Below are 13973 nucleotides of genomic sequence, written 5' to 3' on the forward strand. Positions count from 1 at the left end.
AAGTGCCATTCAGTGCCAATACGGTTCGGTTAAGGTTTTTTGATGAAAATTCTAGATCCAAAGACGCGATAAATCGCCGTCTCTACAAAAGATTGATCCTTGTAGAGACGGCGATTTATCGCGTCTCTTGCCTTAACCAAACCGTATTGCATTCAGTGCTGAGTGCTGAGTTCCATTAGCGGTAGCGGTGCGTTGAGCCAGTGCTGAGTCAAAAGACCGCCCACTTTCTTGCAGGGTATCAACAGTCAGCTATAATTTTTACTCACTCAGCACTTAATACCCACATTCCTGATATTTAGCGCCCGATTTCAACATCTTCGAGGATGCCAAGTGCGTCAGGAGTGAGGACGGCTGCGGAGTAGTAGGCGGTGACGAGGTAGGAAATGATCGCCTTTTCGCTGATGCCCATGAATCGAACAGACAAACTGGGTTGGTATTCATCGGGGATACCAGTTTGATGTAAGCCGATCACTCCTTGTTTTTCTACACCAGTGCGGAGCAAAAGGATAGAACTGGTGCGGTTATTGCTGATGGGGATCTTGTTGGAAGGAAAGATAGGTACGCCGCGCCAAGATGTTACCTGAACGCCGTTCACATCTACGCTTTGTGGATAGAGACCCAGGCGGTTGGCCTCACGACCGAAGGCAGCGATCGTGCGGGGGTGAGCTAGGAAGAATCCCGGCTCTTTCCATACTGTCGCCAACAGTTCGTCGAGATCATCGGGGGTGGGTGCGCCACTACTGCTGTAAATACGCTGTTTGAGGTCGGCGTTGTGCAGCAATCCGAATTCGCGGTTGTTGAGCAATTCGTGTTCTTGACGTTCCCGCAATGCCTCGATAGTGAGCCGCAGTTGTTCTTCTGTCTGGTTGTACGGTTCGTTGTACAGATCGGCTACCCGCGTACTGACTCGCAACACTGTTTGAGCAATGCTCAACTCATATTCCCTGGGTGTGAGTTCGTAATCGGCGAAGGTTCCCGGCAACTCAGCCTCTTGGGGATGATCGGCTGCCAGCTCAATGGCAGCTTCACCTTGGGGAGTCTGTGGCTGGCTCAGGCGGGTGCGGAACTGTTCAACATGGGTTCCTAACGCCTCAGACTGAGCGATCGCCCTTTCAAATGCCGCTTGAGGTAGTGACAAAACGATGGTTCTGGTAATCGCCTTGAGGGTGTACTGCCAAGTATCCTCCGACTGCACCACAGTTTCATCGCCGAAATGGTCGCCATCAGCTAGTACATCGAACACGATCTGCTCGCCATACTTGCCAACACCAATTTTGTTTACCTTGCCACGAGCAATCAGAATCACGCGATCGGCAGGCTGGCCAAGTTCAACGATTACATCATCTGGAGCGTACTCCTGTTGAACAAACTGGTTTGCTAACCCGATCAATACGTCAAGGTTGTTAAACCCTCGCAGCAAGGGCAGCTCAGTCAGTTCCAGAGGAATCACCTGCACCGTTGCTCGTTGCTCCGGTGTTGGTGAAAGTCACCCGTCCATCACCCACGGAATAACTCAACCGACGGTTGACTCGATAAGCACCACCTTTCGTCTGCACCCACGGCAATAACTTCAATAACCACCGCGATGTAATTTCCTGGGTTTGCGGTGCAGATTTGGCCGTTGTCGCCAAATTACGCGCCGCTGCTGTACTCAAGGTTAAATGGGGCTGCTGATCTTCTACCAAATTGGGATCGTTAGAATACGTCACAACTTAATCCTCCACTTTTTAGTTACTAAAAAACCGATCTCACGCGATCGCATACTGACCTTGAATTAACTCACCGACAAAAAAACCTGACTTTATTGACCGAGTAATGACCTTAAACCCTCACCGATCCAATACGCCTAGCTGAAGTACCCAGCCCTCTGGGACCGCTAAGTAGCCGCCCTGCTAACGAATTACGCAATTCAAATTCCTTATAGCGGTCTACTGTTATATGCCACTTGAGTACGCCACACATCCACTGCTCTAGTTTCTTGACGTATCCGAGCAGTTTCTTGCGGGTACTTGCATCCAGGTCGAAATCATCGAAAAGAACTGGCAGTTCGGTAGCGACGATGTGTTGAAACTGGAGCGCCCGAGCGGTCATCAGGTTGTTGACGACCTCAACGGCCTGTGGTTTACCGCAATTGAGGAAATTCTGAACGACCAGCACGCAGTTATGGATTTCACCCTCGAATTCGATTTCTTTCTGATAGGAGAAGATATCATTTGTAAAACAGGCGAAGTCGGCGGCGGAATTATCGAGCGATCGCATCGTTCGGGTACGGTAAATCTCCTGCGGGATCTCGTTGCCCTGAGCTAGTCGCGACAGACTCATGGTCAGATCCGAGCCAAAGGTCTTACGGCGCATCTCAATATAATCTATTGGGTCGGGAATCCGATTTTGGATCTGGTTGGCGAGTTCCCACACCCAGCTGTCAGTCATATCCTGGATTGCGCGGCGGAACTCACGCCGAGCATTTGCGGACATCGGGCCAGCTGTGCGAGACCAAATATCTGCCAAGCCTGCTTCCACCGGATTGGTCGGAACCTCGCTGGGGGTGGAGTCATCCAGAGGCATAAACGCCGACAGTCGGGCATTGAACACTTTCGCACCAGCCATGTTGCGGTTATTCCCGTAGAGTGCCGGGAAGTAATCGTCGGCATAGGTTCCCCAAACAAGCCAGCACGCTGTCAAATTCAGTTCAGCACCAGACCCATTCGGATGGATCAACGCACCGCATAGAGCTACGTCGGCAACATCAAACTTGTGGTCATCCCAGATGACGGCATCAGGAATCCCAGGTAGTGATTCCAGCATCCCCATCTCGCGCGCCCATTCCTTGGAATGCTTCCGCGCAGCATTCAGATGGGGATTCAAGCTTGTAGTGAAGGGCATGTAAAACTTCGGCAGTGTTACTGGCCCGACAGCCTGGTATGGAACGTGAGTAAAGCTTTTGAACCTTCCCAAACCCAAGGCGGCGTATAAGGATTGAATACGCGCAGCCGATGTACCTAGCCCTGTGGGGCCTCCCAGAACTGTAGATGTCGAAGAATTGTCTCCTCCCTTGTTCATATAACGGCTCGATCGCATATGCCACTCGTGACCGCCCGATTGCCAGTCCTGAAGTCCTTTGATGTAAAGAAGAACGTTCACACGAGCCACTGGGTCTAGTCCGTACTCCTCAAAGAGGGGGGGCAACTCGGTGACGGCAGTGTTATCAAACTGGTATAACCGCGAGGTTAGCAGTTCGTTGGTAAGGTTAGCCGCCTCCTGGGTACTCACATTTAAAAAGCGCTCCAAGACCAGCACGCAGTTGGCGTTCTCACCTTCATCCTCTACTTCTCTCTGGTAGGAAAATAAATCGTTGCGAAGATGCACTCCATCGGCAAATGTGTCTTTGAGGATACGCATTGGCCGAGTCGAGGCGATTTCGGCTGGAATCTCTATAAACACGGCGTGTTCGACGAGATCCGCTGACCACGGAGCGCCGCCAACTTTGCGGCGCATCTCGATGTATTCGATGGGGTTGGCGACTCGATCTTGGTTGATATTGGCGAGTTCCCACAGAGACTCTTCTAGGAGGTTCTTGGTACTTTCAAAGAATCGAAGTCGCCAGTCTACAGATTTAGTAAAGGCAGTGCGAGACCACAGGTCAGCCAAGCCGCGCTCTACTGGGTTGGTTGGAACCGAAGGGGTATCAGTGGGATGCACTGGCATAAACGCTGGCAATCGGTCAAGGTACTCCTTTGCCCCAGCCATGTCTTGGGTGCGCTTATAGATTTCCAGGAAGTGATCGTCGAAGAAAAACACCCAAACATACCAGTCGGTTACTAGGTCAAGCTCCGCTCCCGGCGCATCTGGATGAGTATAAGAGCAAAGCAAGGCGTAATCGTGGGAGTCAAATGTATGTTCATCCCAGATCACCGAGGTTTGCGCTTCCTCTTCTGAGCCAAGTATCCCCATCTCGTAGGCCCATGCTTTGGAATGGACTCGTGCCGCTTCCAGGTTTGGGTTCAGCCGTGCGGGCCAAGGCGTGTAAAATTCTGGCAGTTCAAAGGGTTGCATGATCTGCGCTAAACCTCCTCTGGGGTCTTCTTGCTATCTTTGTTTCGTGGCCGATCTGAGCATCGTTGCAGTTCACAAGTATCATCACTACCCAGCTAGATCCCTACATCTGGTTTGCTTGTGGTGGCTCGTTTCAAGGCGATAATATTAAGATGCTCCTAATCTAAAGAATGAGTTATGTATGTTTTGTTTGAAGTTTCCCATAGCGAAAGATCAAGCATTTGAAAAAGCTGTTTAAGTCATTACTTATTTCCGATGTTGGCAGATAAATTTTTAATACTGGATCGTCGTGTTCTCATAATTTTTCATAGTTGTAAATAAAAAGCAATCCGTACATTAAAGCCGTTAAGCAGATAGTTAAATCAAAAATTGAAGAATTAGGAGACAGTTAAGACAGTTAAGACAGTTAAGCAGATAGTTAAATCAAAAATTGAAGAATTAGGAGACAGTTAAGACAGTTAAGACAGTTAAGCAGATAGTTAAATCAAAAATTGAAGAATTAGGAGACAGTTAAGACAGTTAAGACAGTTAAGCAGATAGTTAAATCAAAAATTGAAGAATTAGGAGACAGTTAAGACAGTTAAGCAGATAGTTAAAAGATTTAAGATAGTTATTAAAGAATAATTACTAATTATTAATTTTTGCAACTAATGTCCATTAAGCCATCACCGTGCCAAAACCGGAAAATTACGCGTTCACCTGAAACCACATCAGGATAAGCATTTGTGGCTTATAGCAATTCAAAAATATTTGCATATCCTGCGCACCCTCCCTGATGTCTTGGCTACGGTGTACACACAAGTCGAATTACCCCACTTAATCCCCCGATATATTGCTACGGTGTATACAGAAGTCGAATTACCCCCCTTGGAAAGAAGGGAAACCAGAAAATCTAGTTTCCTCCCCAATACATACGGGGAGGGTTAGGGTGGGTAAAACCGTAATTTATCAGCTATTTTAGACTTGTGTATACACGGTAGGACATATTGCGAGAAAACATGAAATTTAGTTTTCTCACGTTCACAAAGGTAGAGAAAAAACTGACGCAAAAACCTTTGTATTCTTTTTTAAAATTGGTATTAGCGATTTCCAAAAAATAAACTACTACTATTTAGAGAGTGGGCCGGAAAGCCCGCTTTCTAGAACTAGCTCACAATAAATAATTGGATATTTTTTATTTGAAATGTGACTAATATGCCTGTGAAATGCTTATAAGGTTTTAAGACGAATGGCACGAAGAAAAGCCCAAAGGCTTGTGTTGTCTTGTTCCCAGCCTCCAGGCTGGGAATATATTTAAAGTGGGCTTCTGCCTCTTGTCAAGCTACTGGAGGCGGAGCCTCCCAGAATGGGTTCCCTGCCTAGAGGCAGGGAACCAGTCAGAGTAAGGGCTGTATTTTTTCTTAGTGCCATTCGGTTTTAAGACAGCTAATCATCGGAAAATCCCAAAAGGGCTGAAAAAGTTTTCTTCTCCTACTCCTCACTTGCTTTTTCAGGGTAACTGAAAGTTTAGGGTTCAAGCTAGTAGTAAAAAAGTATTGCTGTCACTTTGGCTGAAAGCTAGATACCATTAGATTCGTCGTGTTTACTGCTCGGGAGTGCCAAAATGTCTAAACAGCTGGGTCAAAAAATTGCACCCACACCGATATCAAATGATATCAATGTGGTGGATTTGATCGATCAATACTTCACCGCTTACAATTCAGCGCGGTTGCGGGAAATCTGCCAACTACTGAGTCGCGATGTACTAACGGAAGGTGTCACGGTGGGAGTTAGCCTTTCCGGTGCGATGACGCCAGCAGGATTTGGGGTTTCAGCGCTTGCACCCTTAATTCGCAACGGCTTTATTGACTGGATGATTAGCACTGGTGCAAATCTTTACCACGATATGCACTATGGTTTGGGTTTTGAACTTTTCGCTGGTAATCCATTTTTGGATGATGTGAAACTGCGCCAAGAAGGCACTATCCGCATTTATGACATTATCTTTGGTTACGATGTGCTGCTAGAAACTGATGCGTTCATCCGCAAGATTCTCCAAGAAGAAGCGTTTCAAAAGCGGATGGGAACGGCTGAATTTCACCATTTACTAGGTAAATATGTCCGAGAAGTAGAAAAGCAATTGGGTGTGCAGCATTCCTGCTTGCTAGCTACAGCTTATGAATATGGCGTACCGATTTATACGTCTTCTCCTGGAGATAGCTCAATTGGGATGAATGTGGCGGCTTTAGCATTGGAAGGTTCGCAGTTGGTGATAGATCCATCAATTGACGTGAATGAGACAGCAGCGATCGCATATAATGCCCGTGAATCAGGAGGAAAAAGTGCGGCTGTAATTCTCGGTGGTGGTAGCCCTAAGAACTTTTTGCTACAAACTCAACCGCAACTTCACGAGGTTTTGGGATTAGAAGAACGAGGACACGATTACTTTGTGCAGTTTACCGATGCGCGTCCAGATACAGGCGGTTTGTCTGGAGCAACCCCATCGGAAGCCGTCAGTTGGGGTAAGATTGACCCGGAGGAGTTACCTAATACAATCGTTTGTTATACCGATAGCACGATCGCTTTACCACTAGTGACAGCGTATGTTCTTAACAAATGCCAACCTCGTCCCCTGAAACGTATATACGACAGGCGAGAAGCCATTTTAGATAAACTGCAAAAAGACTATCTAGCAGCCAAAACCCAACCATCAGATCAGGTTCCAGCAGCAGTTGCTGAAAATGCTTCACAGCCAACAGCGACTTATCCCTGTGGTCGGATGATTCCGAATTCTCACTAGGGAATAGGCAGGGGGAGAAATCAATTCAAAATTCAAAATTCAAAATTCAAAAACTTCTGCCTCCTGCCTCCTCTTTCCCAATGCCCTCATCTCTTCTGTCCAATCAACAAATAAGTTGTCATCTTCCCTTTGCTTTTAACTTCAATTTCGCCTTGTTTTTCAAATAGAAATTCATCACACAAGTACTTATAAGTATTTTCTGTAACTTGGATTTTACCAGTAATACCTTGGTATTCCATACAGCTAGCGATATTTACTGTGTCTTTACAGAGTTCATAAGTAAACTTATTCGGATCAATGACTCCCCCCACTACCGAACCGCTATGGATGCCGATACGGATGCTGAAATTTTGGTTATTCTCAGTATTAAATAGAGCGATCGCAGTTTGCATATCCAGTGCCATCAGAGCGATCGCTTGAGCATGATCTGGGCGGTGTGTGGGTAAGCCACCAACTACCATATAAGCATCGTTAATGGTCTTGATTTTCTCTAAACTATGTTGTTCGGTGAGGCGATCAAAAGCTGAGAAAATTGAGTTGAGTAAGTTCACTAGTTGAATGGCACTCATAGAAGTAGCAATTTCAGCAAAGCCGACGATATCTGCAAATAAAACTGTGACATCAGTAAAGTCTTCGGTAATCCTAGCTGGTTGTTCTTTGAGTTCTTTAGAGATTGCACCTGGCAAAATATTCAGCAATAAACATTCGGTTTCTTTCTGCTGATTGCGAAGTGTTTTTTCTGCTACTATTCTCTGGGTTACATTGCGAAAAATGCCGCGAATCGCAACTGGATGACCTTCAACAAATTTACAATTAATATTACCTTCTAGAAATATTGTTTGACCGTCTTTAGTGACGAATATAGCTGTTACTTGCCCAAGCTTTTCTCCTGATAGCACGCGATAAAATCTTTGCAAACAGCTTTGTTTAAACTCTGGATGTATAATATCGAAAATACTCATATTCGCAATTTCAGCTTCGCTATATCCCAAAGTTTCTCGCCATGCACGATTGACATACAAAAAACGACCAGATGGGTTGACAGATTGAATCAAGTCATTAGCATTTTCAAATAAATCTCGATATCGTTCTTCACTTTCTACAAGAGCATTTTCTGCTTGTTTGCGTTTGATAAATTGAGCAATTTGGCTACCAATAGAACCCATCATTTGCAATAGGTCTTTATCTTTTGGTAGTAACTCCCGACTAAAGAAAACCATCACTCCTAAGATTTCACTATCGTCTAAAATGGGGAAGCCAAAAGCTGCGTGTAATCCAGCCTCTACAGCAGGTAGCGATCGCCTTTGATCTCCATCTACTGTGATATCTTTAATCCACAAAGGCAAACGTCTGATCCAAATTCTACCAGGTAAGCCAACACTAGGTGTATAAGTAGTTTGCCAGGTGATTGCTTTAAACTCTCGGACAGAAACTAATCGACTTGACCAAATTTCCACACACCTTAGTACTGCATTGAGACTATCTCCTTGTACCGAAGTGCCAATATATTGGCTTGGTGTCCAAAGTTCGCCTAAATCCCATCCCAAGTTTTGACAAATCGACTGCAAAATTTGCGGAATCGCCTGCTTGATGCTCTGTGATTCTGATAATATGCGAGTAATAGAATACTGGGCGCTTGTACGCTGTTCCCGGCGTTGCCAAGCAGTAATATCCCGACCAATATAGACAATATCTTCTAGCCCTTCTGTTTTTTTTGGAATCACTGAGCAAGAAAAAGCAATCAACAGTTTTTCTCTAGTTTTTGTTCGACAAACTACTTCTAGATTCTGTGAATTACGCTTTAAATAAGAATGCTGATAAATAGCTTTAATTAAAATCTGATTGTCATCAATAATTAGTGATATTGGTTGATTTATTAACTCTTCTTCCTGAAAACCAAATAACTTTTGAGCGGCACGATTTACTTTTTTTATTTTTCCGGAATTACTGGTTACTAACAAAGCATCTGCCATTGAAGTAATTACTTGTTCCATGTAATTTCTGTATAAGATTAAAGTACTTGATAGCAAATTCGCTTTTTTGGCTTGCTGTGCTAATTTTTGCTTTAAAATAAACCTATCGGTAACATCTTCAATTAGGACTATTAATTTATTTTCCTGCTGTTCACCGATAATATATATATCTATATATAGACGGAGTTTATCCTCTAAACATCGTTCAATCGCTTCTAATTCAAACAGTTCTTGCTCCCCTTGTACAATAGCTTTCAGAATATCTTCAAGTCCGATAAACTCAGGAAAACTTAACCGGACATCTTTTCCCTGAATCACCTTATCAGGACGCTTTGCAAACCGTTGTACTTGCTCGGATGTATCTATGATGCAGAAATTATCATCTAGTTCTAAGCGTTCAAATTTAAGGATAAAAGAAGGTTTGTTAAAAATCTGATCTAGTACTTGGCCTTTCATTATGGTATAGAAACAAGCTTTAGAGTTATCTTTAAAAGAAAGATTCTGAGGAAAGAGAATATTTCAAGCGATAGGAAAATAAAACCTCTAATCTTTGCCAGATTAAGCTATCATCATAGTAATAAATAATAGCTCATTAATCACAACTACGATTTAATAATTAAGTATAACTAATGATTATTGTAGCTATTCTTGTAAATGTTTGATTAATATAAGCCTATTTGTCCAAAATCTGCATAAGTTACTATTACTCAGTTTTTTTACTAAATGCTATTTTTTCACATCAATCGAGTATTGTTGAGTAAAAACTACTAGTTCGCTGTGGCGGAAGCTTACCAACCTTTAACAAGTTGTTCAGAGTAACTTAATCTGGTTAATTGAGATAGTAGCTAGATTTCCGTCATGCTGTACTAGTACTTTGTCAAGGTAGTGGAAGAGGGTTTGTAGTGAGTTAGCGTGGTCTTCTCTACGAGACGCTTCGTGATCGCATAGCATCTCGTAGAGAAGGGGCTTTCCTATGAGCGACTAACAAACCCATTCGCACAGCATCTCCGTTAGTAGAAGGGTAAGTACTTTAGTCCTTACTACAAACTTGCTTACCCATTAATTTAAACTAAATAAGCTTGATTAATATTTATAATATACTTCTTTTGGAGGATTGACAGCTGAATATAAGATTGCTGTTTGACTCAGCTTATACTTAACAGTTGCCTTCATATTTAATTTTAATCCTATGTGGTATTTTACAAAAGGGCGAATTAGATTAATATTGCAACTAAATATTGCTGGAAACACCTTTTATTAGTTTCGCTATCTTGAAAAATGAACTTTCAAGATAGTGCGATCGCCACTAGGAAATTTGAAACCCGTCACTTTGTAAGAGAGTAGCGAATCTGTAGGAAAATCTCGCCACTCCTTATTCTTCAATTCCATCAATGAAGTTTATGATTCTGCGCTGGCTACGATTTGATTCCAGGCTTTGACTGCTGTCTGTAAATTCTTTGGCAGGTTATTTTGAGAAATATCATTGTACTGAACCGTACCTTCTTGGCTGGTGAGCGTATAGGTGATATAATCAGCAGCACCACTGGGAGCTGGGTAACTCAGATTTCGAAATTTACTAAAGTGAGAACGTTTTAGCGATCGCAAAAATTCTTGTACCTGTTGCACAGAAACACGGCGAATACTACGTTCAGAATCATTGGCATCACCAATCCGCACGCGAATCAGTCGCCCATCTGTGAGTAAAACAGTCTCATAGGTTCTGCCAGCAAAACCCCCACTGGAGATTTGGCGAAATACTATACCTCGATCTAACGGTGGTGGTAACTCGCTAGCTGGAATTTTTATAGGTCCCAGCGTAGTTTCGTTAGTTTTTTGATTCAGTCTGAGTGCGGAACCTGTTTGATTAGTATGATAAACCAAGGTTTGGTCAACTCCGCCGACAACCACCCGCCAGCCTGATACCAAAGCTTGGGTACAGAATTCATCAGCATTAGCTAATTCTAAACAGCTATCTTTCCAAGTTTGCTGTTGAGCCTCAATAATGGTTAACTGAGAAATTGGCTGTTGCAAACGTCTGGATGCGGCTTGTAAAACCGCATTTTTTACAGATGTAGATAATTTATTTGGCAGATTTTCTGAGGGAGTGTTTGCCGAAGCTAAACGTAGCGATCGCCCATTATTATTGGTATGATAAACCCAGTTTTCTCTGCCATTAGATACCACAATCCGCCAACCCGGAACTAACGCTTGGGTGCAAATTTCATCAGCTTGAGGTAGTTCTAAGCAACCATTGCGCCAAGTCTGTTGATTGTAGTCAATAATTTGCAGTTGTCTAGTAAAAACTCCCTGTCTGCGCGCTAAATCTTGCAGTACTGCATTAGCTACTGGACGTGGCAAGCGGTTTAGTTTAATATTGTCTTTAACAACTTCATTGCTTGTTTCTAAAGAGAAGTTCGCAGAAGCGCCTGTAGCACTTTTAATAAGTGTTAAACTGCTACTAACAGACAAAATCCCAGTCAAAATTAAAGCAGTGAAAATTCGTGTTTTATTGATGTTAAAGTAGTTTTTCAGCATGATTTTCATAGTAAAAAATAAATAGTATTCAGCCACTAATAGACAATAAAATATATAATTCTATAACTTCACTATGGGCAATTAGTTTAGTATCTATATTATGAAACAGATATAAAGACAGACGCTGATGTACTGATTGTTTGTTCCTTATATAAATTCTGCTTGAAGAAGAATTCAGGAGTCAGAAAATCAGTGGGGGATACCCTGTGGGATCTTACTACAGACCCGCCACTGATTGAAAACCACTAAATCTTCTCTTTCAGAGACGCTGTTCGCGTTTAATTTAGTGGGGTTTTAAACCCTCTTATTCAGACGCTTGATGACTCGCTACCGCTGCGCTATCCGCCAGTCGTACAGAATTAATTCTGTTAGCGGATAGCTAAGGTTTAGCCCATTCTGACTCCTGACTCCTGAATTCTATTTGATAAATCCATAAAATTTGCCAGCTTGTAAACTACCCGCGCTCCAACATTACCATCCCACTCCGCATCACCGACTTCGCAGATATCAAAGCCAATTATTTTTCTTCCACTATTGACCAATTCTCGGAACAGACAAAAAGTTTGCTCTAATTCCAACCCACCTGGAACAGGAGTACCCGTACTCGGACAGAGTTTTGGATCTAAACCATCTACATCAAAGCTAATATAAACATACTCAGGTAAATGACTGATCATTTCTCGGCATAAATCAATCCAAGTTGTGCCAGAGTAAAGCTTTTGCTTAATAGCCGGATCATAATAAGCAATAATGCGACTATCAGATTGGTCAATCATTTGCACTTCATCATGACTAATATCACGCAAACCTACCTGTACTAACTTAGAAATTTGCGGTATTTTCATCGCATTAAACATAATCGACGCATGGGAAAATTCAAATCCCTCATAAGCATCGCGTAAATCTGCGTGGGCATCAATGTGCAAAATGCCATAGTTTGAGTATTTAGCTGCTAATGCTTGGAAATAACCTAAAGGCGAACTGTGATCTCCACCAATTACTGCAACTCGCTTACCATTATTAATTGCTGCCTGACAATTTTCAAACAGCCATTGATTTACCTGTTGACCAGCCTGATTAATTTCTGTCAAGACAGGTGTTAAATCTGGTGTATCTGAGAGTTGTTTACCTTGGGCTAATCGCTCGATAATTTTTGCTGCTAAGGTGCGGTAATATGTGTTTTTCTCTAAAATACCTTGGGGAATTTCTTCCATAAAAATTCCCTGCTTCCAACCATCAGGGTTATCAAAATCGAACAAATCTAATTGAGTCGAAGCATCTAGAATTCGCTGTGGGCCATTAGCAGTGCCAGCACCATAGGAAACAGTGACTTCCCACGGTACACCAAAGACAATCAAGTTTGCAGACTCATAATCGCAGGGCAAACCTAAGAGGTTGCCATTGATTTCACCTACGCCGCTGGGATTGTAGTCTTTTAATTGATTACTCATTGAGTATCTTCTAGATTTACGTGGATAGACAGCACGCCGCCTAGTGGACATCTGCATTGTAATCAAAATTTTTCACAGACAGTAAACTGCTTCAAAGGATGAACAGGAAAAAACCATGAGTATACATATCGCTTCAGCATAGTTTATAGGGTACAGAGGATAGTTTTTGTTTCCTATGCCCTTGTTAACTCCCTACTCAACCCGCTTAACTTTAAATCCTCGCAACCCTTCTGGTACTTCATACTCAACCACAACATCTTTAACTACAGCAGCTGGTGGTCCAGAGTGACACCAGCGAACCATGTCATCTACAACCTCTCGCGCCCCTTCAAAAACTGCCTCGACTCGATTATCGGGGAGATTCCGCACCCAACCGGTTAATCCCAACTGGCTAGCTGTATCGACAGTGGAATAGCGATAGCCGACTCCTTGGACTCGGCCAGAAATGAATACATGGGCGCGGATAATCTTTGGCAGTGCTGTGGAATTCTGCATAGACTGGTCTAATCTTTACGATTTCCAGTCTACCTAGTTTGTGTATACACAATCTGTTTTTAACTCCAATTAGCGAAATTAATTTCAGTCTTTCTTAATACCTACTAGTTTTTGTATATCTCTAGCGCTTTTCAAGTAATTAAACTACCCTACTCCCCATTTAAGTTCTAGTCTAAATACCTAAAAACTGCTGTAATTTAATCAGTAGTAAGTTTTCCACTTGGAATTTTAAATTGTTTATGTCTAACCTGCCACCACTTAATACAGAAACAATTTGGGCAATTCTTAACGATAAACTTGATGATGCCACAGTCAACCAGTTGCTATGGCATTATTTAGGCTATCGCTATGACTCATCAATTGCACAATGGGACACTAGCCAAGTTGCACCAGAATGGCAGGGTGAGTACCCACAACCACCAGATTTCATTGAATCTCGCCCCGCAACTGTCAAGCTGACTCGTTCTATTCCTGCTGAAAATAAACAAATGCTAAAAGAAAAGCTGGGTTTCAAAGGTTACAAGATTGGGGAATTTGGGCCTCGGCAAACTCGCAGGGCAACAGCTGCGAATTGGTTGTTAAGTTATCTGCAACAAACTAACAATAAAAAAGAGTAATCTTACAGTAGATATTTGGTAAAAAACATCCTATTCCTTTCACCAAATATCTAGTTGTTTGAATATTACA

At 42.9% G+C, this 13973-nt stretch carries 7 protein-coding genes and 1 pseudogene; 2 read left to right on the top strand and 6 right to left on the bottom strand.

What is annotated here, in order from left to right; genetic code table 11:
- Positions 1-295: 295 nt before the first annotated feature.
- Together HWQ43_RS06490 and HWQ43_RS06500 are read right to left on the bottom strand one after the other, a co-directional pair.
- Positions 296-1709: pseudogene (locus HWQ43_RS06490) on the bottom strand (family 2B encapsulin nanocompartment shell protein).
- Positions 1710-1821: 112 nt separating this feature from the next.
- On the bottom strand, positions 1822-4053 hold the full coding sequence (locus HWQ43_RS06500) for a family 2 encapsulin nanocompartment cargo protein terpene cyclase (protein WP_292731418.1): 2232 nt from the start codon (positions 4051-4053) through the stop codon (positions 1822-1824).
- Between the two features lie 1603 nt (positions 4054-5656).
- Here HWQ43_RS06500 and speY point away from each other — a divergent pair.
- Positions 5657-6832: a deoxyhypusine synthase gene (gene speY / locus HWQ43_RS06505; protein WP_292731420.1), complete on the top strand. Its 1176-nt coding sequence runs from the start codon at positions 5657-5659 to the stop codon at positions 6830-6832.
- An 86-nt stretch (positions 6833-6918) separates the two neighbouring features.
- On the opposite strand, the gene HWQ43_RS06510 is transcribed toward speY, so the two are convergent.
- The 4 genes from HWQ43_RS06510 to HWQ43_RS06525 form a co-directional block, all read right to left on the bottom strand.
- A complete protein-coding gene (locus tag HWQ43_RS06510; protein WP_292731422.1) occupies positions 6919-9261 on the bottom strand; it encodes an adenylate/guanylate cyclase domain-containing protein in 2343 nt (780 codons plus the stop codon).
- A 942-nt stretch (positions 9262-10203) separates the two neighbouring features.
- Positions 10204-11349, bottom strand: coding sequence for a hypothetical protein (locus HWQ43_RS06515; RefSeq protein WP_292731424.1), 1146 nt, complete (start codon positions 11347-11349; stop codon positions 10204-10206).
- Positions 11350-11726: 377 nt separating this feature from the next.
- Positions 11727-12791, bottom strand: coding sequence for an agmatinase SpeB (gene speB, locus HWQ43_RS06520; protein ID WP_292731425.1), 1065 nt, complete (start codon positions 12789-12791; stop codon positions 11727-11729).
- 192 nt (positions 12792-12983) lie between these two features.
- Complete coding sequence (locus tag HWQ43_RS06525) at positions 12984-13286, bottom strand: acylphosphatase (protein WP_292731427.1); 303 nt, start codon at positions 13284-13286, stop codon at positions 12984-12986.
- 239 nt (positions 13287-13525) lie between these two features.
- On the opposite strand from HWQ43_RS06525, the gene HWQ43_RS06530 reads away from it, so the two are divergent.
- Positions 13526-13903, top strand: a complete 378-nt coding sequence (locus tag HWQ43_RS06530; RefSeq protein ID WP_292731429.1) for a DUF1823 family protein — start codon at positions 13526-13528, stop codon at positions 13901-13903.
- Positions 13904-13973: the final 70 nt, after the last annotated feature.

The organism is Nostoc sp. JL31, from assembly GCF_017114965.1.
GTDB lineage: Bacteria > Cyanobacteriota > Cyanobacteriia > Cyanobacteriales > Nostocaceae > Nostoc > Nostoc punctiforme_A.

Excerpts from the sequence above, each read along its gene's own strand:
- HWQ43_RS06500 (WP_292731418.1), bottom strand. The coding sequence starts at position 4,053 with ATGCAACCCTTTGAACTGCCAGAATTTTACACGCCTTGGCCCGCACGG.
- speY (WP_292731420.1), top strand. The coding sequence starts at position 5,657 with ATGTCTAAACAGCTGGGTCAAAAAATTGCACCCACACCGATATCAAAT.
- HWQ43_RS06510 (WP_292731422.1), bottom strand. The coding sequence starts at position 9,261 with ATGAAAGGCCAAGTACTAGATCAGATTTTTAACAAACCTTCTTTTATC.
- HWQ43_RS06515 (WP_292731424.1), bottom strand. The coding sequence starts at position 11,349 with ATGAAAATCATGCTGAAAAACTACTTTAACATCAATAAAACACGAATT.
- speB (WP_292731425.1), bottom strand. The coding sequence starts at position 12,791 with ATGAGTAATCAATTAAAAGACTACAATCCCAGCGGCGTAGGTGAAATC.
- HWQ43_RS06525 (WP_292731427.1), bottom strand. The coding sequence starts at position 13,286 with ATGCAGAATTCCACAGCACTGCCAAAGATTATCCGCGCCCATGTATTC.
- HWQ43_RS06530 (WP_292731429.1), top strand. The coding sequence starts at position 13,526 with ATGTCTAACCTGCCACCACTTAATACAGAAACAATTTGGGCAATTCTT.